This window comes from Bradyrhizobium sp. BR 10289 (assembly GCF_019455385.1).
GTDB lineage: Bacteria > Pseudomonadota > Alphaproteobacteria > Rhizobiales > Xanthobacteraceae > Bradyrhizobium.
This window is the reverse complement of record NZ_JACOFR010000015.1, coordinates 164,781-183,885: the sequence shown is the minus strand read 5'-3', so window position 1 is coordinate 183,885 and position 19,105 is coordinate 164,781. Positions and strand designations below refer to the sequence as shown.

22 protein-coding genes are annotated in these 19,105 nt (G+C 65.9%); 8 read left to right on the top strand and 14 right to left on the bottom strand.

What is annotated here, in order from left to right; genetic code table 11:
* Positions 1–150: 150 nt before the first annotated feature.
* Together HYH08_RS23855 and HYH08_RS23850 are read right to left on the bottom strand one after the other, a co-directional pair.
* Positions 151–300, bottom strand: a complete 150-nt coding sequence (locus tag HYH08_RS23855; protein WP_220012265.1) for a hypothetical protein — start codon at positions 298–300, stop codon at positions 151–153.
* A 43-nt stretch (positions 301–343) separates the two neighbouring features.
* Positions 344–1,174: a dienelactone hydrolase family protein gene (locus tag HYH08_RS23850; RefSeq protein ID WP_220012264.1), complete on the bottom strand. Its 831-nt coding sequence runs from the start codon at positions 1,172–1,174 to the stop codon at positions 344–346.
* A 176-nt stretch (positions 1,175–1,350) separates the two neighbouring features.
* On the opposite strand from HYH08_RS23850, the gene HYH08_RS23845 reads away from it, so the two are divergent.
* Positions 1,351–1,578: a DUF2093 domain-containing protein gene (locus HYH08_RS23845; protein ID WP_220012263.1), complete on the top strand. Its 228-nt coding sequence runs from the start codon at positions 1,351–1,353 to the stop codon at positions 1,576–1,578.
* A gap of 191 nt (positions 1,579–1,769) precedes the next feature.
* Here the strand turns inward: HYH08_RS23845 and lpxK are convergent, their stop codons facing one another.
* Genes lpxK through HYH08_RS23815 form a run of 6 tightly spaced genes read right to left on the bottom strand, consistent with a single transcriptional unit; the run spans position 1,770 to position 7,297 of the window.
* A complete protein-coding gene (lpxK, locus tag HYH08_RS23840; RefSeq protein WP_220012262.1) occupies positions 1,770–2,786 on the bottom strand; it encodes a tetraacyldisaccharide 4'-kinase in 1,017 nt (338 codons plus the stop codon).
* The gene (locus HYH08_RS23835) at positions 2,779–4,125 is read right to left on the bottom strand and encodes a 3-deoxy-D-manno-octulosonic acid transferase (protein ID WP_220012261.1); all 1,347 of its coding nucleotides are present in this window, start codon (positions 4,123–4,125) and stop codon (positions 2,779–2,781) included. The genes lpxK and HYH08_RS23835 overlap by 8 nt, the downstream gene beginning before the upstream one ends.
* A complete protein-coding gene (locus HYH08_RS23830; protein ID WP_220012260.1) occupies positions 4,088–4,801 on the bottom strand; it encodes a lysophospholipid acyltransferase family protein in 714 nt (237 codons plus the stop codon). Before HYH08_RS23830 ends, HYH08_RS23835 begins: the two co-directional genes overlap by 38 nt.
* Positions 4,798–5,043: a DUF4170 domain-containing protein gene (locus tag HYH08_RS23825; protein ID WP_220012259.1), complete on the bottom strand. Its 246-nt coding sequence runs from the start codon at positions 5,041–5,043 to the stop codon at positions 4,798–4,800. The genes HYH08_RS23830 and HYH08_RS23825 overlap by 4 nt, the downstream gene beginning before the upstream one ends.
* A 60-nt stretch (positions 5,044–5,103) precedes the next feature.
* Entirely contained in the window at positions 5,104–5,919 is an 816-nt protein-coding gene (locus tag HYH08_RS23820) for an inositol monophosphatase family protein (RefSeq protein ID WP_220012258.1), read from the bottom strand.
* Positions 5,906–7,297 (bottom strand): TldD/PmbA family protein, encoded by a 1,392-nt coding sequence (locus HYH08_RS23815; protein ID WP_220012257.1) that lies wholly within the window; start codon positions 7,295–7,297, stop codon positions 5,906–5,908. Before HYH08_RS23815 ends, HYH08_RS23820 begins: the two co-directional genes overlap by 14 nt.
* Positions 7,298–7,561: 264 nt before the next feature.
* On the opposite strand from HYH08_RS23815, the gene HYH08_RS23810 reads away from it, so the two are divergent.
* The gene (locus HYH08_RS23810; protein ID WP_220012256.1) at positions 7,562–8,077 is read left to right on the top strand and encodes a DUF6101 family protein; all 516 of its coding nucleotides are present in this window, start codon (positions 7,562–7,564) and stop codon (positions 8,075–8,077) included.
* Positions 8,078–8,193: 116 nt separating this feature from the next.
* Here HYH08_RS23810 and ubiA read toward each other — a convergent pair whose 3' ends face one another.
* Together ubiA and HYH08_RS23800 are read right to left on the bottom strand one after the other, a co-directional pair.
* Positions 8,194–9,126, bottom strand: coding sequence for a 4-hydroxybenzoate octaprenyltransferase (ubiA, locus tag HYH08_RS23805; protein WP_220012255.1), 933 nt, complete (start codon positions 9,124–9,126; stop codon positions 8,194–8,196).
* On the bottom strand, positions 9,123–9,782 hold the full coding sequence (locus tag HYH08_RS23800; RefSeq protein ID WP_220012254.1) for a hypothetical protein: 660 nt from the start codon (positions 9,780–9,782) through the stop codon (positions 9,123–9,125). The genes ubiA and HYH08_RS23800 overlap by 4 nt, the downstream gene beginning before the upstream one ends.
* 210 nt (positions 9,783–9,992) lie before the next feature.
* Here HYH08_RS23800 and HYH08_RS23795 point away from each other — a divergent pair, with 210 nt between their 5' ends.
* Positions 9,993–10,763, top strand: coding sequence for a 16S rRNA (uracil(1498)-N(3))-methyltransferase (locus HYH08_RS23795; protein WP_220012253.1), 771 nt, complete (start codon positions 9,993–9,995; stop codon positions 10,761–10,763).
* A gap of 104 nt (positions 10,764–10,867) precedes the next feature.
* Here HYH08_RS23795 and HYH08_RS23790 read toward each other — a convergent pair whose 3' ends face one another.
* The 3 genes from HYH08_RS23790 to HYH08_RS23780 are packed head-to-tail and all read right to left on the bottom strand — an operon-like array spanning position 10,868 to position 12,695.
* Positions 10,868–11,878, bottom strand: a complete 1,011-nt coding sequence (locus HYH08_RS23790; protein WP_220012252.1) for a helix-turn-helix domain-containing protein — start codon at positions 11,876–11,878, stop codon at positions 10,868–10,870.
* A gap of 9 nt (positions 11,879–11,887) precedes the next feature.
* Entirely contained in the window at positions 11,888–12,430 is a 543-nt protein-coding gene (locus HYH08_RS23785; protein WP_228748019.1) for a hypothetical protein, read from the bottom strand.
* A 16-nt stretch (positions 12,431–12,446) separates the two neighbouring features.
* Positions 12,447–12,695 carry a hypothetical protein gene (locus HYH08_RS23780; RefSeq protein ID WP_220012251.1) on the bottom strand — a complete coding sequence of 83 codons (249 nt, stop codon included), beginning with the start codon at positions 12,693–12,695 and terminating at the stop codon, positions 12,447–12,449.
* A 187-nt stretch (positions 12,696–12,882) separates the two neighbouring features.
* Here HYH08_RS23780 and HYH08_RS23775 point away from each other — a divergent pair, with 187 nt between their 5' ends.
* The 5 genes from HYH08_RS23775 to HYH08_RS23755 all read left to right on the top strand — a co-directional run bounded on the left by HYH08_RS23775 (position 12,883) and on the right by HYH08_RS23755 (position 17,966).
* The gene (locus tag HYH08_RS23775) at positions 12,883–14,034 is read left to right on the top strand and encodes an ATP phosphoribosyltransferase regulatory subunit (protein WP_220012250.1); all 1,152 of its coding nucleotides are present in this window, start codon (positions 12,883–12,885) and stop codon (positions 14,032–14,034) included.
* Positions 14,035–14,038: 4 nt separating this feature from the next.
* Positions 14,039–15,016, top strand: a complete 978-nt coding sequence (gene hisG, locus HYH08_RS23770) for an ATP phosphoribosyltransferase (protein WP_220012249.1) — start codon at positions 14,039–14,041, stop codon at positions 15,014–15,016.
* 131 nt (positions 15,017–15,147) lie between these two features.
* Positions 15,148–16,194, top strand: a complete 1,047-nt coding sequence (locus tag HYH08_RS23765) for a glycosyltransferase family 2 protein (RefSeq protein WP_220012248.1) — start codon at positions 15,148–15,150, stop codon at positions 16,192–16,194.
* The gene (locus HYH08_RS23760; protein ID WP_220012247.1) at positions 16,191–17,036 is read left to right on the top strand and encodes a ChbG/HpnK family deacetylase; all 846 of its coding nucleotides are present in this window, start codon (positions 16,191–16,193) and stop codon (positions 17,034–17,036) included. The genes HYH08_RS23765 and HYH08_RS23760 overlap by 4 nt, the downstream gene beginning before the upstream one ends.
* Positions 17,037–17,162: 126 nt before the next feature.
* On the top strand, positions 17,163–17,966 hold the full coding sequence (locus HYH08_RS23755; RefSeq protein ID WP_220012246.1) for a DUF2076 domain-containing protein: 804 nt from the start codon (positions 17,163–17,165) through the stop codon (positions 17,964–17,966).
* Between the two features lie 206 nt (positions 17,967–18,172).
* Here the strand turns inward: HYH08_RS23755 and HYH08_RS23750 are convergent, their stop codons facing one another.
* Positions 18,173–18,985 (bottom strand): L,D-transpeptidase family protein, encoded by an 813-nt coding sequence (locus HYH08_RS23750; RefSeq protein ID WP_220012245.1) that lies wholly within the window; start codon positions 18,983–18,985, stop codon positions 18,173–18,175.
* Positions 18,986–19,105: the final 120 nt, after the last annotated feature.

Below are 19,105 nucleotides of genomic sequence, written 5' to 3'. Positions count from 1 at the left end.
CCGCCAAAGCCGAAACTTCTCGATCAGCGAATTAGTGAACATGCACAATTGCGAGGAGCGAAGCGACGAAGCAATCCAGAGTCCCTCCGCGGAAAGATTCTGGATTGCTTCGCTGCGCTCGCAATGACGGGTGTGGCGGCAGCGCCCACCTCAACGGCAGGACAATCCCGCGTCGATCGTGGTCCAGAAGCCGCAATGTTCCGGCGCGACCATGGGGGCGCCGGCGTGGGCTTCGAACAGGAAGACCGCGACGGTGAAGACGATGAAGGCGGACGTGAAGAGGATGAGGCGATTGCGCATGAACGATGCGTTTAATCGACATCGTGGTCGAACTAAGGCGCGATCAGCGCGCCAGCCACTCCGCCACGTCCTTCTGCGCCTCCGCGCGCGCTTCGGCATCCGTGCCGAGATGACCGTGCTCGGGCGCGGCGATGTCGCTGCTGGCGCTGGCGGCGTGCAGCGGCGTGTTGGCGCGATCGAAATCGTGATAGGCGCCGGGATAGACGACAATGCGCGCGAGCGCGCTGCGCCCGTGTGCGCCGTCGACCATCTGGCGGCAGGCCGGCGGCGACGACACGTCGTCATTGGCGCCGATCAGCACCAGCGTCGGCACCCGCGTGCTCCAGCCGAGGCCGGCGGAGATCCGGCAATCCGGATAGAAGGCGACGGCGGCGCGGAAGTCCGGCGCCTGATCGCGCGCGGCGGCTTGCGGCCGCACCGCCCAGAGCAGCGCGCTGGCGCCGTTGGCCCAGCCGATCAGGCTGACGCGGTCGCGCGCGACCCAGGCCTGCTTCATCAGCCAGGCGCGCGCGGCCGCGATGTCGGCGACACGCTCGCGCCGCGCCTTGACGTGCATCTCCTTGACGCGGCATTGCGGCCCGAGCTCGCGCGAGCCGTAGCTGTCGGGCAGCAGCACGGCATTGCCCGACTTGAGCAGCCGCTCGGCCCAGTCGTGATAGCGCGGCAGCACCGGATCGGCATGGCCACCGAGGCCGCCGCAGCCGTGCAGCGCGATCACGGTCGGAAACGGCCCCTCACCCGCCGGCTTGAACAGCTGCGCATGCAGGGTTCCGGACGCCAGCGGAATCTCGACCTGATGCGGCGCGGCCTCCGGCGCAGCACGCGCGGCCGACATCAGCAGCATCAGGAACAGGGCGGTCAATCGAAGGCGCATCGGTCTCTGCGTCAATATGCCGGGATCGAGCACTATCATGCGGGAACGGCGGCAAAACATCACAAACCGGTGGGTTTAACGGGCGGACAAGCGACCCTATCTATGCTACATCCCGTCCAACACATCGTGCCCTCCCGGGTTTTCCAGGGAGAGGCCTTCCACGGAGATTTCCGACCGTGCTGAACAAGTTCGGCTCTTCCGGCCATGGCGAAGCGCAAGTGCAATATCTCGACGGCGATTTCCGCGTGATCTCGCCGGGCACCTTCGTGCGCTGCGCGATCACCGACACGCGCATTCCGCTCGACGAGCTGAAATATTGGAGCGTGGATCTGCAGGAAGCCTACGCCACGCCGGCCGCGGTCCTGCAGCGGCATTATCCGGGCGAGCCGAAGCAGCCGTCGTGAGGCCGCAAGCAGACGTCTCATCGATTTCTCCTGATCGACGGGAATCGATAAGAGCTTTGTCATGAATGTCGCCTGAATGGCGAACCGGCAAGCTCTCGTAGGGTGGGCAAAGCGGAGCGTGCCCACCATCTATCTCCGGAGGCAACAGATCGTAGGCACGGCGCTGTCGCGCCTTTGCCCACCCTACGAGATCATCTTTTGCTGAACCTGCGCTCGCGGGCCTTGTAGAGGTGATCGCTGATCAGTTGCCGCAGCCTCGGCGGATCGTCGAAGTCGAGCTGGACGGCGAACGGCACGATGCCGTCGGGCACATCGTCACGGCCGCGCAGGCGCGCAAGGTCCTTTTCCGTGGTCACCAGCGTGAGCTGCCCGCGCGCGGCGTCCGCCGCCATCGCGGCGATCTCCTCGGGCGAGAACATGTGATGATCGGCGAAGGCGCGCGTGCGGACGACCTCGATGCCGGCGGTGCGCAGACTGCGGAAGAAGCGCTCGGGATCGCCGATGCCGGCGAAGGCGAAAACCTTTTTGCCGAACAGCTGCGCGAGCGAGGCTGCATCCGGCTTCAGCCGTGCACGCAACACCGGCTTGCCGCGCTTTGAAAGCTCGGCGTCGACACCGTCCGCGGCGTGGCCCTCGCCGATCACCACCAGCGCATCGGTGCGCCCGAGCTGCGGCTCGAGCGGCGCGCGCAGCGGGCCTGCGGGAAACACCTTGCCGTTGCCGAGGCCGCGCGCGCTATCGATCACGATCAGCGAGGCATCCTTCAACAGCTTCGGGTTCTGGAAACCGTCATCCATCAGGATCACGGTGGCGCCCTGCGACTTCGCGAGCGCGACGCCTTCGAGGCGGTCACGCGCGACCGCGACCGGCACGTCGCGCGCCATCATCAGCGGCTCGTCGCCGATATCGGCGGCGGTGTGACGCGTCCGGTCGACCATCACGGGGCCCTCGAGCCGTCCGCCATAACCGCGGCTGAGCACCACCGGCGTCTCGCCGAGATCGCGCAGGAGTCTTGCCAGCGCCAGCACGGTCGGGGTCTTGCCGGCACCGCCGACATGGTAATTGCCGACGCAGATCACGGGGATGCCGGCGTCAAAACCCGCGCGCGCCATCCGCCGCGCGGTGATCGCGCCGTAGAGCGCGCCCAGTGGACTGAGGAGCTGCGATGTCGGAGAGCGCGGCCGGTACCAGAAGGCCGGCTCACGCATTGGCGGCTCCCATCTCGATCCGCAATTGCAGGAGATACGGCTCGAGCGCGGTCATGGTGCGGTTGAGCGCGCCGCCGAGCTCCTCGACCACGCCTGAGCCTGCACTTTGCATCTTGTCGCGGATGGCGGGATCGGCGAGCAACTGACCAAGATGCTTGACCAGCAGCTCCTGCGTGTCGGCCTGGCGCGCACCACCGCTCGCATCGAGCGCCGCGTAGACATCGGCGAAGTTGAAGATGTGCGGACCGTGGATGATGGCAGCCCCGAGCTTGATCGCCTCGATCGGATTCTGGCCGCCGTGATGGATCAGCGATCCCCCCATGAACACGACCGGCGACAAACGATAGAACAGGCCGAGCTCGCCCATGGTGTCAGCGACATAGACGTCGGCCGTGGCTGTTGGCAGCTCTTCGCGCGAGCGCAAGGCCGGCTTCAGGCCGGACGCGGTGACGAGGCCGGCGATCGAGGAGCCGCGATCCGGATGCCGCGGCACGATCACGGTGAGAAGCTGCGGGAAGAAGCCGACAAGGCTGCGATGCGCCGCGATCAGCATCTCGTCCTCGCCCGGATGGGTCGAGGCCGCGACGATGATCGGACGCCCGCGCGTCATCGCCATCAGCCGCTCGAGTTTTGCAGGGTCCGCCGGCGGCGCCGGCACGTCGAGCTTGAGATTCCCTGTCGTGACGACGTCGCGGCCGCCGAGCGCGGAGAAACGTTCCGCATCGGTTTTCGACTGCGCAAGGCAGATGTCGAAACGCGACAGCAGCGCCGAGATGGTGCCGTGCATGCGCTGCCAGCGCGGGAACGAGCGCGGCGACATCCGCCCGTTGATCAGCACCATCGGCACCCGGCGCGCACCACCCGCCAGGATCAGGTTCGGCCACAGATCCGATTCGATGAACAGCGCCAGCGACGGCTTCCAATGGTCGAGGAAGCGCGCGACGTAGCGCGGGGAATCATATGGCACATATTGATGGATGACGTCGGGCGGGAAGCGTTTGGCCACGACCGCAGCCGAGGTGACGGTGCCCGACGTGAGCAGGATACGCAGGTTCAATTCGCGCAGCCGCTCGATCAGGGCGGCGGCGGCCAAGACCTCGCCGACGCTTGCGCCGTGGATCCAGACCAGCGGGCCATGCGGCCGGACGTCCCGGGACAGGCCGCGCCGCTCGCCGACACGCGCGGGATCTTCCTTGCCCTGCTTCAGCCGCCGCTTGATCAGCGCAGGCGCCAGCGGCACGAGGCCGCTCGCCAGCCGCTGATACATCCGCAGCGTCATAGGCAGCGCTTTGGGCAGCGAGTTAGTCATCTTGAGGTCCCGGGCGGCCGAGCTGCGCATAGGCGCGGCGGGTCGCTTCGTTCAGCGTATCCTCCAGCTCCTGCCGCAACGCTTCCATCATGGCGGCGTCGGCATCCGGAGGCACGTTGATTTCCTTGATCCCGACCAATGCGCCCCGCCCGAATGGCAAATTGATGGTGGTGCGGTCCCAGTTCCTGAGCCGGATGAAGCGGCTGGTCGCCATCGCGAAAGGCATGATCGGCCGCCCCGATTCCCGTGCCAGCATGATGATGCCGAGGCCTGCCACGCGCGAGCGTTTCGGGACATCGGCGGTCAGCGCGACATTACAACCGTCCTGGAGCGTCCGCACCATTTCCTTGAAGGCGCCGACCCCGCCTTTGCGGTGGAAGGCGCCGCCATGGTCGCCGGACCCGCGGATGGTGCCGATGCCGAGCCGCTCGGCCGCGATGGCGTTGAACTCCCCGTCGCGGTGGCGCGAGATCAAGACCCTCGCCTGGTAGGAGTCCTTGTTCTTGATGAAGGGGGTGAGAAAGTGCTGGCCGTGCCAGAACGCGAAGATCGCGGGGATCTGCGGCTCGACGATGTCATAGACGTCGGGCGGATCGAACGTGAAGGTGTTGGTCCGCCAGACAAAGCGCAGATATTCGGCCGCCAGGACCCCGACGGCACGCTGAAACCAGCTGCTTCGCAGCGTATTGCGAAGCAGTTTTTTCAACGCGCCTTCGTTTCTTCATTCGGGTCGAGCAGCCGGTGCAGATGGACGATGAAATAGCGCATCTGCGCGTTGTCCACCGTGCTCTGCGCCTTGGCGCGCCAGGCGACATGGGCGGAGGCGTAGTTCGGATACAGACCGACGATCTCGACCTCGTCCAGGTTCTTGAAGGTGTTGTGCTCGAGGTCGAGCAGCTCACCGCCGATCACGAGGTGAAGCAGTTGTTGCGGGGCACTATCTGGCATGGTTTCGGTTCCTAAGGGGCTGCCCGGCAAAGCAGTGTTCGACAAGCACGACGACAATGCTCAGGGCAAGGGACGATTTCGAAAATGCGCGACAATGCTCGCATGACGATCGCGTCCCGCTGCCACCAGCACCCCGTGCGTCACTTCCCGACGATTATAGAGGATGGGACCTCCGGAGAGGTCGCTCATCCTACCATCCGCTTCCTGCACGATCAAATCGGCCGCCGCAAGGTCCCAATCATGGCTGTTGCCCCCCGCAAAAGCCGCATCCAGCCTGCCATTGGCGACCCGGCACAGCCGCAGCGCCAGTGAACCGATTCGCGGATGCAGCTTGATGTCGCCGCCGAGGGTATTGAGCCGCTCGACCATCGGCTTCGGGCCGGCCATGCGGGAAAAGTCGAGGCCCGATCCGGACGTCGCCCACACTGGCCGGTCGTTGAGCGTCGTGCCCTGGCCGCGGACGGCGAAGAAGAACTCGCCCGTCGTCGGCGCGAACACCGCGGCCAGCACCGGCGAAGCATCCTCGACCAGCGCGACGCTGACGCACCATTCATCATGGCCGTTGAGGTAATTGCGGGTGCCGTCGATCGGATCGACCACCCAGGTCAGCCGGCGCGACAGCCGCGTCTCGTCGTCGGCGCTCTCCTCGGACAGCCAGCCGTACTCGGGCGTGGCACTGCGCAGGCGCGCCTCGAGCAAATCGTTGACGGCGATGTCGGCTTCCGAGACCGGCGAGGACGCGCCCTTGATCCATGTCTTCAGCGCGGTGCGGAACATCGACTGCGCGAGGCTGCCTGCCTCCCGCACCGTGTCTCTCAGCAGCGCCGCATCGCGCGTCAAAATGGTTTCGAGGGAGTTCGCGTCAACGTCCGCCAAGCGTCAATCCTTCGATGCGCACCGTCGGCGCATTGATGCCGTAGCGGAATTCGAGATTGTTGGCAGGCTGCATCGACTTGAAGATCTCGAACAGATGCCCCGCGATCGTGACCTCGCTGACGGGGTAGGTGATCTCGCCGTTCTCGATCCAGAAGCCGGAGGCGCCGCGGCTGTAATCGCCGGTGACGCCGTTGACGCCCGAGCCGATCAGATCGGTGACGTAGAAGCCCTGCTTGATGTCGGAGATCAACTCCGTCGGGGTCGGTGTGCCGGCTTCCAGATGCAGATTGTACGGCCCCGGCGAGGGCGAGGACGAGACGCCGCGATGGGCGTGGCCGGTGGTGGCAAGGCCAAGCTCGCGCGCGGTGGCGCAGTCGAGCAGCCAGGTCGTCAGTACGCCCTCGTCGATCAGCGCGGTCTTCTTCACCGCGACGCCTTCGGCGTCAAACGTCTGCGAGCGCAGGCCCCGCTTGCGCAGGGGATCGTCGATGATGCGGATGTTCTTGGCGAACAGCTGCTGGCCGAGCTTGTCCTTGAGGAAGCTGGTCTTGCGCGCGATCGAGGCGCCGTTGATGGCGCCGACGAGATGGCCGACCAACGAGCCCGCAACGCGCGGGTCGAACACGACCGGCACCTTGCAGGTCTCGACCTTGCGCGGATTATAGCGGGCCACGGTGCGCTCGCCGGCGGAACGGCCGACGACCTCAGGCGAGAGCAGATCGGCCCCATGCGGCGCCGAGGTGAAATCATAATCGCGCTCCATACTGGTGCCATCGCCGACGATCGCAGTCGCCGAAATGCCCTGGCTGGAGCGAAGATATGAACCGTGGAAGCCGGTCGAGGTGACCAGCACCATGCCGCCCATGCCGGCGGAGGCCGAAGCGCCACCGGACTTGCTCACGCCCTTCACGGCAAGCGCAGCAGCCTCTGCCTCCAACGCCCGACGTTCGAGCTCGCTCGTCGCAGGCACATTGGGATCGAGCAGATCGAGATCCGGGAAATCGCGCACGAGCAGCGCGGGATCAGCCAAGCCGACATATTTGTCGTCGGGCGCGACGCGCGCCATCGCCACGGCGCGCTCGGCGAGCTTGGTCACGGCGTCACCGCTGGCGTCATTGGTCGAGACCACCGCCTGGCGCTGGCCGACCAGCACGCGCAGGCCGACATCATCGCCCTCGGAACGCTCGGATTCCTCGACGCGGCCGTCGCGCACCTCGACGCCTTGCGAGACGCCGCGCACCGCGACCGCATCGGCCGCATCCGCGCCGGCGCGCTTGGCCGCCTCCACCAGACGCTGTGCCAGATCGGACAGCGCGGACTGATCGAACAGGTCACGGTTGGCTTTGGGCGAAAGCGTCGAGCTTGGTGAAGGGTTCACAAACGAAATCCTATTGGGGCGGGGTTCGGGACCGGAACCCACAGATGTGCCCGATTGCTGCGGACTTCAAGCATTTTCAGCCCGCAAAAGGCTCAGATTCGCGCCTTCCGCGCAACGCCTCGTCAATCATGTGCGCCAAGCTCTTGTCAATCATGACCGCCGGTGACGCTGGATTAACCAGCCTTTTTAAGCGGTTTCGGAAGTCGCCGCGCTAAGGTCTTCGCATCGACCGGGAACATAATCCTGGCGGGGAGAACTAAAGCCGTGAGGCGTCAAACAGCAACATGCGGGGTCAACCCCGCCGGGTCGAGCCGCTCACTGCGGCTCGACCCTCTTTCCCTTCCGGTCCGCTTCGATGCGCATGATCCGCGCGCCGACGGCTACACCAGGCAGATCGAGCTTCATCGCGAGCGCGTCGTGCTGCGCCGTGCCGTCCGCGGCATGCAGATGGCGATCAACGTCCGCGTCAGCGACTTCACCGGCGTCGCGCTGCGCGGCAATGACGAGGCGCAGACCCTCGTGCTCGTGCATCGCGATCCCTCACTCTCCGTTCCGCTGCTGATCAGCGTCGATGCCGACGAAATCGCGGAGGCCTGGGCGATCTGGAGCGAGCTGTTCGCGCTGCCGCAGATCGATGAAGGTGCGCGCAAGCCCGCAGCCCGCCGTCGCCGCTGCAACGCGATCCGTGCCCGCCGTCCGAAATTCCTGATGCGCCGGCGCGCCGGTGTCGCGCGCGAGCTGCAGGTGCATCGCGAGCGCGAGATCATCGCACCGAATTGAAGGTTCCGTAGGGTGGGCAAAGGCGCGCTCTTCGCGCGCCGTGCCCACCATCTCTCTCAATCATGAAAAGATCGTGGGCACGGCGCGTTGCGCCTTTGCCCATCCTACGAGAGCAGCTACGCCGCCCGCATCGCCGCGTCGGCCAGCAATCCCGCAAACAGCAGCAAGCCGGCATGCTTGTTCGAATAGAACAGCCGCTTGCACAGCTCGGGATCCTCGATCTTCAAGCGCGCGATCTGCGAGGCCAGATGCGCGGCGAAGGCGGCAAGCCCGAGCCAGGCCGGCCAGCGTACATCGCCCGACGCCAGCGCAACGCCGATCAGCATCACCGCAAGGCCATAGAACAGGATCAGCGCCTGCTGCGTATGTGCGCCGAACAGGCGCGCGGTGGACTTGACGCCGATCAGTGCGTCGTCCTCGCTGTCCTGATGCGCGTAGATGGTGTCATAGCCGATCACCCAGGCGATCGACCCGGCGTAGAGCACCAGCGCGGTGAGGTCGATCCGTCCGAAGGTGACGGCAAAGCCCATCAGCGCGCCCCAGGAGAAGGCGAGCCCGAGAAAGACCTGCGGCCACCAGGTGACGCGCTTCATGAAGGGATAGATCGCGACGACCAGAAGGGAGGCGACGCCGGTCGCGATGGCGAAGCGGTTGAACCGGAGCAGCACGAGAAGGCCGACCAGCGCCAGCGCGACCATGAAGGCCGTGGCCTGCTTGACGGTGATCTGCCCTGCGGGCAGCGGCCGCGAACGGGTGCGCTCGACCCTGGCGTCGAGATCGCGGTCGGTGATGTCGTTCCAGGCGCAGCCTGCCCCGCGCATCGCGAAGGCGCCGATGAAGAACAGCACGATGGTGAGCGGCAGGCGGCGAACGTCGTGCGCCATGCCGCTCGCAAGCGCCGCCGACCACCAGCACGGCATCAGCAGCAGCCAGGAGCCGATCGGACGATCGAAGCGGGACAGACGCAGATAAGGCCGCGCCCATTGCGGCGCGAGCGTATCGACCCAGTTGCCGGAGGAATCGGCAACGCGGGCGCTGGCATCGCTCATCGGGTGAGGACGTTGCCGTTGAGCGTGTCGAAGGTGCTGCCGCCCTTCTTGCCGGCATTGGCCTCAGGCGCCGAGCCCGAGCCGAGCACCTCGCTCAGCGAGGGACCTGCCGGTCGCGCCTGCTGCTGTTGCATCTGCACCGCAACGTTGCAGACCTTGGCCTGCGTGGCCTCGGTGTTCTTGTGGCTGGTCTGGAGCTGCTCGCTGACCTGCGGCGGAATTCCGCATTTGGCGGAATTCGCCTGCACGTATTTCAGCATCTTGAGTTCGGCCTGGCTGTAGTTCTTGAACAGCTTGCAGGCTTCGTCGGGCGTCGCGTGACGATCGCTCGCCGCCTTGATCATCTTGCCGCGCTTTTCGGCCTCTTCGCGCAGCGGCACGAACGCCTTCATGCAGTCTTCGCCGGGACCGGCCTGGGTCGGCGGTGCAGCGCTGAAAGCGCCGGCCCCGCCAATCGGCGCAGCGCCGTTGACGGGGAATGAAGATTGCGGGGCGGTGCCGACCGAGGCCGTCGGCGCCGCGCCATTCACCGGCGGAAACGGCGAACTGCTCGCGGCCTGGCTGGGCAGTGGTGCCGGGAATCCCTGGGCATAGGCGCCCGCGGCGCCCATCGTGACCATGGCGGCAGTGATCGGAACCATCAAATGACGGATCATCGGGATAGTCTCTCCGGCAGGAGCTACGGGGTTCGGCGTCTTCCCAATTGAAGCGCAACCAGCGTGTTCGCGTTTTTACGATTCCCGCCGACCCTTAACAACCCGTCGAATAGGGCAAGAGCGCGGCGCACGGACGCACCAGTCCGGTGATATTTACCCCCCAAACTACTGATTTCGGTTAAGAACTGCGGCAAATCGGACCCCTGAACGATGCCTTCCCACGATTTTTGCGCCCCCCGCCTGTTTGTCGATGCCCCCCTGGCCCAGGACGCCAGGGTCCCGCTCGACCGCGACCAGAGCAATTATCTCGGCAATGTGCTGCGGCTGGCCGCCGGGGCCGAGGTTTTGGCGTTCAACGGCCGCGACGGCGAGTGGCAGGCCGCCATCGAAGGCCGCAAGCGGCCGGACGGGCTCGTCATTCTCCAGCCGACCCGGCCCCAGGACCGGCTGGCCGACCTCACCTACGTCTTCGCCCCGCTCAAGCATGCCCGGCTCGACTACATGGTCCAGAAGGCCATCGAGATGGGCGCCGCCGCGCTTCAGCCGGTCCTGACCCGGTTCACCCAGGCTTCGCGGGTCAACACCGAGCGGATGCGCGCCAATGTGGTCGAGGCGGCCGAGCAATGCGGCATCCTGAGCATCGCCAGCGTTGCCGAGCCGGTGCCGCTGGAGCGGTATCTCGGCCAGCGCGCCCCGGAGAGGCTGCTGATCTTCTGCGACGAGGCGGCAGAGGTGCAAAACCCGATTCGGAGCCTGCACGACGCCCGCGCGGCCGGCCATGACCAAGACAAGGTTGGTATCGACGTGCTGATCGGCCCCGAAGGCGGCTTTGCCGAGGAAGAGCGGGCGCTGCTGCTGCGCCAGCCGAAAATCCTGCGGCTGGCGCTCGGCCCCCGGATCATGCGCGCCGACACGGCCGCGGTCGCGGCGCTGGCGCTGGTGCAGGCCGTGCTGGGCGATTGGGGCGGCGCGAACGGCTAAAGCCGAATGTGTTTGGTCGAATCGATGCGAACCGAGAATTCGGATCACCTCTCCCGTAGGGAGAGGTGATCGCCGACGCCGATCGAACCTGACTCCATCGCGCTTCAGACGATCTCCCGCTGGGCTCGGTGCAGGGTCTCGGAGGGCAACTCGCCGAACGCGGCCCGGTAGCTCGCGGCGAATTCGCTCAGGTGCCAGAAGCCATGGCCGATCGCGCAGGCCTTCACGCTGCGACCTGCCGGGCCGGTGCGCAGCAGCTTTCGCACCGACCAGAGGCGCAGGACCCGGCTGTAGCGATGCGGGCTCATGCCGCAGATCGCCTGCGTCGCGCTCTGGAGAGTCCGCACGGACACGCCCACCCGCTCCGCCAACTCGGTCGTCTTGTGCCAGGTCGCGAGATCATGGCGGATCAACCGTTCCATCTCGGCGACGATGCGCTGATAGCTGTCCGTCGTGGTGCGCGCCGGCGCGCGCTTCGCGCTCGACCGAATGGCGGCATCCATCGTCGCAAACAGCAATCGTTCGAGGACACTTCGCGAGGTCTGGTCGTTCAGGACGTCGGGGTCATGCGCCGCGGTTTCAAGCGCGTTGGACATCGAACGGCGCAGCGAAGCGAGCACGTCCGGTGCCGGGCTCGGCAAATGATAGCCGTCATCCAGTTGAGACCAGGGCTCGCGCCCGGTCGGGCTGAAATAGGCGACAGCCCACAGACGCCCCACCGGCTCATAGAGCAGGCAATCGGATTTTCCCTTGAGAACAAGGATGGAGCCGCCGATCGATTGCCCATTGATGCGGGTAGAGGTTACCTGATCCATCGGCACCGCCACGGCGACGGCATGCGCCAGATCGTAGCCGCGAAGGATCCGCGGGAAAGTCTTCACCAGAAACAGGCTCAGCGCCGGCAGGTTGAGCCGGGCGCGCTTGATTGCAGTCACCCCGGCCGACAGCGGCATGCTGGAGGCGCCGGCATATTGCTCGCTCTCGGCAAAATCGTCGATCTCGTAGGATTGGAGCTCGAGCGCCGCGGATGGCTTGAGACCCTGGAACGACAGCAAGCCGTCCGAGGCCGTTCGCTGCGCGCCGTCGCGATCAATGTTGAAAAGGCCTTGATCCATATCTGCTGCTTACTTCGCCTTCCTTGTGGCCGCAGTGCCCTTGAGAGTCTCCTTTGACGTTTCCTTGTGAGTCCCCTTGGGCGCACGCAGATCATCCGGCCCGTTGATGCCGGCGCGCCTGAGATCGCGAAGCAGTTTCGTCAGCAGCAGCATGTTGGTCTTCTGGAGCTCGTGGTTGTTTCCAAACCTGAATTCGTTCTGCTCGGTCACGATGAGTCCCGCCTTGGTCTCGGCGAGAATCTTCCGTCTCTTCAATCCCGCCACGCGGCGGCGAACCGTCTCGAGCGGCAGGCTGAGAAAGCGAGAGAGCGCCGCTCGCGAAACGCCCTGCTTGATCACATCCGGCTCGACCGTATGAATGCTGGAGAACCTCTGGTCGAGCGACGGGTCGTTCATCACATTGATGACGTTCGCGTTGAGGATCGCATTCACGATCAGAAGGTCCAGCGGATCGAATTCGTCGTAGTGCCGGAACAGCTCGCTGATCGAGAACAGCATATAGGCCAGCGTGTGCCGCGAGACCGTCCGGATAACATCTGGGGCATTGCGCATGAATCGGAACCAACATTCACAGTGTAAACGAAGGCGGCGGCGGACGGATCATCCGCCATACCCAGATTGAGTATGCGACGACCTGCCTGTCCTGCTCAATTTCACAATGTGATGCCGGGGTTGCGGCTGCTGCATCGAACGGCAATGCTGGGAATTTGCGACGAGCAACGAGGCTGTCGCGCAGGGCGCCGACATCGGACGTCCGGCGACGCTGGCCGAGCAGCTCGCGGACGAGGTGGCCGAACGGATTGAAGGGCGGCCCCATTTGAGGCACCATAATACCTCAAATCCACGTTTATGGGAGCAGCGCGTTCCGGCTCCGAAGTCGTTAAGCGATTGATCCTTTGGAGGTCGAAACCGCTTTCCGGCCATGCTAAGGGCTGCGCCAATTCGCTTTGCCTCCCCTTGCCTCCCTTGCCTGCCCGGCGCCGCCGGGCCGATGGACCCCTGAGATGACCGCGACTGCCACCTCAAATGCTGCCGGCTCCGCCGCCTGGGCGGATACGCTGCTCTTGTCGTTCGCGCAGGCCGGCTATGTCAGGGCCGAGCCCGCGATCCTGCAGCCGGCCGAGCCGTTCCTGGACCTCTCGGGCGAGGACATCCGCAAGAGCCTCTATTTGACCACGGACCTCTCCGGCGAGGAGCTCTGCCTGCGTCCGGACCTGACCATCCCCGTGGCGCGCGATTATCTCGCCTCTCCCCGTGCCGGCCAGCCGGCCGGCTTCAGCTATCTGGGGCCGGTGTTTCGCTACCGAAGCGGCCAGGCCAGCGAGTTTCTCCAGGCCGGCATCGAGTCCTTCGGCCGCCAGGACCGCGCCGCGGCCGATGCCGAGATGCTGGCGCTGGCGCTGGAGGCGACAGGCGCCTTCGGCGTCCGCGACGTCGAGATCCGCACCGGCGACGTCGCGCTGTTCAACGCGCTGCTCGACGCGCTCAATCTCTACCCGGTCTGGCGCCGCCGCCTGGTCAAGGATTTCAACCGCAAGATCAGCCTGGAGCAGGATCTGGAGAAGCTGGCGGCCACCGCCAGCGCCACCCGCAGCGAATATGAGGGCGTGCTCGCCGCGCTCGCCGGCTCCGACCGCAAGGCGGCGCTCGCCTTCGTCACCGATCTGATGTCGATCGCGGGGACCACCAATGTCGGCGGGCGCACCACGGCCGAGATCGCCGACCGCTTCCTCGAGCAGTCGACGCTGAAGGGCGGTGCGCTGCCGCGCGAGGCGATCGCCGTGCTCAAGCGCTTCCTGTCGATTGCGGGCAACCCGGATGATGCCGTCGCCGATCTGCGCGCACTCACGCTGGATGCGAAGCTCGACCTCACCGCTGCGATCGACCAGTTCGAGAGCCGGGTCGGCTTCATGGCCGCGCGCGGCATCGACGTGAAGCAGACGCGCTTCTCGACCGCGTTCGGGCGCGGGCTCGATTATTACACCGGCTTCGAATTCGAGCTGCATCACCGCGGCAACGGCGCCGAGCCTCTGGTCGCCGGCGGCCGCTATGACGGGCTGATGACCCAACTCGGATCGAGCGAGCCGATCCCGGCGGTCGGCTTCTCGGTCTGGGTGGACGCGCTGACGAAGATCGGCCGCAAGGTGGGAGCGTAAGATCATGAGCGCGCCATTCGTTCTGGCCGTTCCCTCCAAGGGCCGCCTGCAGGAAAACACCGAGGCTTTCTTCGCCCGCGCCGGGCTCAAGCTGTCGAAGGCCGGCGGTGCGCGCGACTATCGCGGCACCATCGCGGGGCTCGACAATGTCGAGGTCGCGTATCTGTCGGCGAGCGAGATCGCCTCGCAGCTGTCGCGCGGCTTTGCGCATCTCGGCGTCACCGGCGAGGATCTGGTGCGCGATAGCATCGCCGATGCCGACCAGCGCGTATCCCTGATCGAGGGTCTCGGCTTCGGCTACGCCGACGTCGTCGTCGCGGTACCGCAGGCCTGGATCGACGTCCGCACCATGGCCGACCTCGACGACGTCACCACCGGCTTCCGCGAGCAGCATCACACCCGGATGCGGGTCGCGACCAAGTTCATCAACCTCACCCGCGCCTTCTTCCAGAGCCACGGCATCACCGATTACCGCATCGTCGAAAGCACCGGCGCGACCGAAGGAGCCCCGGCCGCCGGCAGCGCCGAGTTGATCGTCGACATCACCACGACAGGGGCGACGCTCGCCGCCAACGGGTTGCGGGTGCTGGATGACGGCGTGATCCTGCGCAGCCAGGCCAATCTGGTGGCGTCGAAGGACGCCGACTGGTCGCCGGAAGCACGCGAGACCGCGCGCGTGATCCTCGATCACATCGCGGCACGGGCACGGGCCAACAAATACCGCGAGGTCCGCACCCGCTTCCGGCAGTGCGACGCCGCCCTGCTCGGCGAGGCCCATGAGCGCTTCGGCGTCGAGGCCCCGTTCGGCGGGCCGACCTCGTCGGGCATGCTGACGCTGCACTGCCCGCCCGGGCAGCTCTATGCGCTGGCGAGCTTCCTGCGCGAGCATGGCGCCGAGACCGTCTCGGTGGTCTCGCTCGACTATGTGTTCGACCGGGAGAACCCGCTGTTCGCCAAGCTCGAGGCGTTCCTGCGGCAGTGAGGCCAAACTTGTCGAGCTGTTCCGCTGTTCCGTTCAGCGTAGCGACAGCAAACGGCAGCTACCATATGCTGTTGGGATGATCTTGCAGGAAGACTTGCAGAAAGACTTAAACGCCTCTGGAACCTTGATCGATGACGCTGGGCTCTGACGTCTCCGGCCTGACGACCACCGCAGGCAGCTCCGCCGCGAAGGGATTGTCGATTGTCGTCCCCGTCTACAACGAGGCGGCGGGCCTTGCCGCCCTGCACCGGCGCATCTGCGATCTCGCCAGGACCTTGCGTGAGCGCTATCGCCTCGATTGCGAGGTGGTCTATGTCGACGACGGCAGCAAGGATGCGACGCTGTCGATCGCCCGCTCGCTGCCGGCCGACGCGATCAGCGTCCAGGTCGTGTCGCTGTCGCGCAATTTCGGCAAGGAGGCGGCGCTGATGGCCGGCCTCGACCATGCCCGCCTCGGCGCGGTCATGTTCATGGACGGCGACGGCCAGCATCCGCCTGCTCTGGTCGAGCAGCTGGTGCGGCACTGGATCGATGACGGCTACGACGTCGTCTATACCGCCAAAGCGCATCGCGACAATGAGAGCTTCCTGCGGCGGCTGTCCGTGCACGGCTTCTACGCGCTGATCAATTGGGGCGCCCGCCAGAAGATTCCCGAGGATGCCGGCGACTTCCGCCTGCTGTCACCGCGCGCGGTCGCAGCGCTCAGGCAATTGCCGGAGCGCAACCGCTTCTTCAAGGGCCTCGCGAGCTGGATCGGCTTCCGCCAGATTCGCGTCGATTACGAGCCCGCGGAGCGCGCCCATGGCGTCACCACCTTCAACGCGGCGAGCCTGCTCGGCCTGTCGATCGAAGGCCTGACCTCGTTCTCCGTGGCGCCGCTGCGCTTTGCCAGCCTGCTCGGCGTCGCGTTGGCCGGCGTCGCCTTCCTGTTCGGCCTGTCCATCCTCTGGGAGGTGTTCACGACAGGCAAGCAGGTGCCCGGCTATCCCTCGCTCGTGGTCGGCCTGATGACGATCGGCGGCGTGCAGCTGATCATGATCGGCATCGTCGGCGAATATATCGGCAAGATCCTGTCCGAGCTGAAGGCGCGTCCGATCTATTTCGTCGCCGAGCACACCGAGAAGCATTTCGAGGCCGACAAGGTTGGCGACGCCTCGAACAGGACGGCGGCCGAATGAGCACGGCCGCGGGCCTGCGGCGGATCTGGATCTGCGCCGACGATTACGGGATCAGCCCGGGCGTCAACCGCGCCATCCGTGACCTCATTGAACGCGGCCGTCTCAACGCCACCTCGGTGATGATGGTGGGGCCCGCGATCGAACGCAGCGAGGTCGAAGCGCTTCAGGCCTCCGCGAAGACGAGCCCGCGCTGCGCGATCGGATTGCATGTGACGCTGTCGGCACCGTTCCGGCCGCTGACCATGCATTTCCGCCCGCTGGACGGCGACATGTTCATGCCGTTTCCAAAGCTGCTGCGCGCCGGCCTGATGCGGCGGCTCGACCGCGAATTCGTTCGCAACGAGGTGAAGGCGCAGCTGGCGGCCTTCCTGGAAGCGTTCGGCCACGTGCCCGATTTCGTCGACGGTCATCAGCATGTGCAGCTCTATCCGCAGGTGCGCGACGGCTTCGTCGATGCCGTCAGCGACGGCGCGCCGAACGCCTGGGTCCGCCAGGGCGGCCGCGACCTGCCGCTCGCTCAGCGGCTGGCGTCACCAAAGGCCATGGTGCTCGATGTGCTCAGCGCGCAATTCCGCCGCCGCGCCGGCTCGGCCGGCCTGAGCTTCAATCCCGGTTTTGCCGGCGCCTATGATTTCACGCGCGCGGCCGATTTCGGCGCGCTGATGCGGCAATTCCTGGAAGGCCTCCCCGATGGCGGCCTCGTGATGTGCCACCCCGGCTTCGTCGACGACATCCTCACCGGCCTCGACCCGATGACGGATGTCCGCGAACGCGAGCACGCCTATCTCGCCGGCGATGACTTCGCGCGCCTGTTGGCGGAGAGCCATGTGACATTGGGGTGAAACCTTCGGAAAGCGGGCCAAAAGGGCAGCTTGTCGCATACCGAAATTTAATCCGGCCGGCACTGTTGGGGCCACAATGGAACCCTACATCCTGTGCGCGCTTGGTTTGCGCAGAGGAGAGAGATCATGACGCCGCAGGAACGCCAGCTCGTTGACGACCTTTTCGACCGGCTTTCGAAACTGGAAAATGCCCCGCGCGATCCCGATGCGATCGCCGCGATCTCGGACGGGCTGCGCAAGGCGCCCGGTGCGGTCTATGCACTGGTGCAGACCACGCTGTTGCAGGACGAGGCGCTGAAGCGCGCTCATAACCGCATCCAGGAGCTTGAAGCGGCCCACGCGCCCGAGCCGGCGCAGTCCGGCGGCTTCCTCGACACCATGCGCGACACGCTGTTCGGCGGAAGCTCCTCGCGCAGCTCGGTCCCGAACGTGCCGCAGCGTGAGCAGCGGCCGGTGTGGAACACCGGTCAGGCGATGCCGCAGCCGGGTTACGGTGCACCGCCGCCTTACGGGCAGGCGTATGGCCAGGGTCCGGCTCCGGGCTATGGCGCTCCGCCGGCCGGCGGTGGCGGCGGCTCGTTCCTCGGCACGGCAGCGGCGGCGGCAGCCGGCGTCGTCGGCGGCTCGCTGCTGCTCTCCAGCATCCGCGGCATGATGGGCGGCGGCTCGCATCAGGCCTTCGGCGACACCACCATCATCGAGGAGCGCGGTGGCGGAAGTCCGTGGGGCGGCAGCGATCAGTCCAGCGGCTCGCTGGCGCGCGATGCAGGCCTCGACGACATCGGCTCGAACCGGGACTCACGTCAGGGCTTCTTCGACCAAGCCTCGAACGATCAGGACAATGACGACTTCGATCGCGACAGCGGCAACATGGACGTGGCCGACGACAGCGATTTCGGCAATGACGACGGCGGCAGCGATTACGCGTAAGGCTGCCCCAACGCCCAAACAAAAGCGGCCGCCGATGAGGCGGCCGTTTTCATGAGAACCTTCCTTCTCCCCTTGTGGGAGAAGGTGGCGAAGCGCCGGATGAGGGGTTTTCTCCACTCGCAAAACCGTTCGTGAGAATAGAGACCCCTCACCCGGTTCGCTGCGCGAACCAACCTCTCCCACAAGGGGAGAGGACAAAAAAGAACTCACATCACCACGACCTTGGTGCCGACATTGACGCGGCCGTAGAGGTCGATGACGTCCTCGTTGCGCATGCGGATGCAGCCCGAGGAGACGTTGGTGCCGATGGTCCAGGGCTCGTTGGAGCCGTGGATGCGGTAGAGCGTCGAGCCGAGATACATCGCGCGGGCACCGAGCGGGTTTTCCGGGCCGCCCTCCATGTGCCGGGGCAGGTCGGGCCGGCGCGCGATCATCTCCGCCGGCGGGGTCCAGTCCGGCCACTCGCGCTTGGCCGTGATCGACTTCACGCCCGACCAGGTGAAGCCGGGGCGGCCGACGCCGATGCCGTAGCGCATCGCGCGGCCGTTGCCCTCGACGAGATAGAGGAACTTGTTCGGCGTATCCACCACGATCGTGCCGGCACTTTCCTTGCCGCTATAGTCAACAGATTGTTTCTCGAATTTCGGATCGAACGGACGCTGGCGCGGGTCGACCGCGTCCTGCTGGACAGCGCCCTGCTGATATCCACCCTGCATCTGCGGCTCGCCCATCGGCGGCAGGCGGCGCTGGTCGTAATAGCCCGGCTGCTGCTGGTAGACCGGCGCCTGCGGCGCATAGGCCGGACCACGGCCGGGGCCGTCACCGAACAGGAACTCGATGAAGCCGCCGCCCATCTGCGAATTGGACGCGACGCGCACCGGCGCCGGGGCGACCCTCGGCTGGTAGAGCACCGCGGGCGGATCGTTCGGCACGGTATTGTCGAAGGCGCTGGCGCTGCCAGCGCCGCCAATGAAGGTGCAAGCGCTGCCGAGCAGCGCGACAGACATTTTCTTGAACATCGACGTACTCTGTACTGTTTCGTCTAGATCACATGCGTCGTGCGAAGGCGCCAGGCTGATCGGCGATCCGCGACGTGGTCAATAAAAAGCAAAAGCCGTTTTGTTTGGTAAACGGATCGG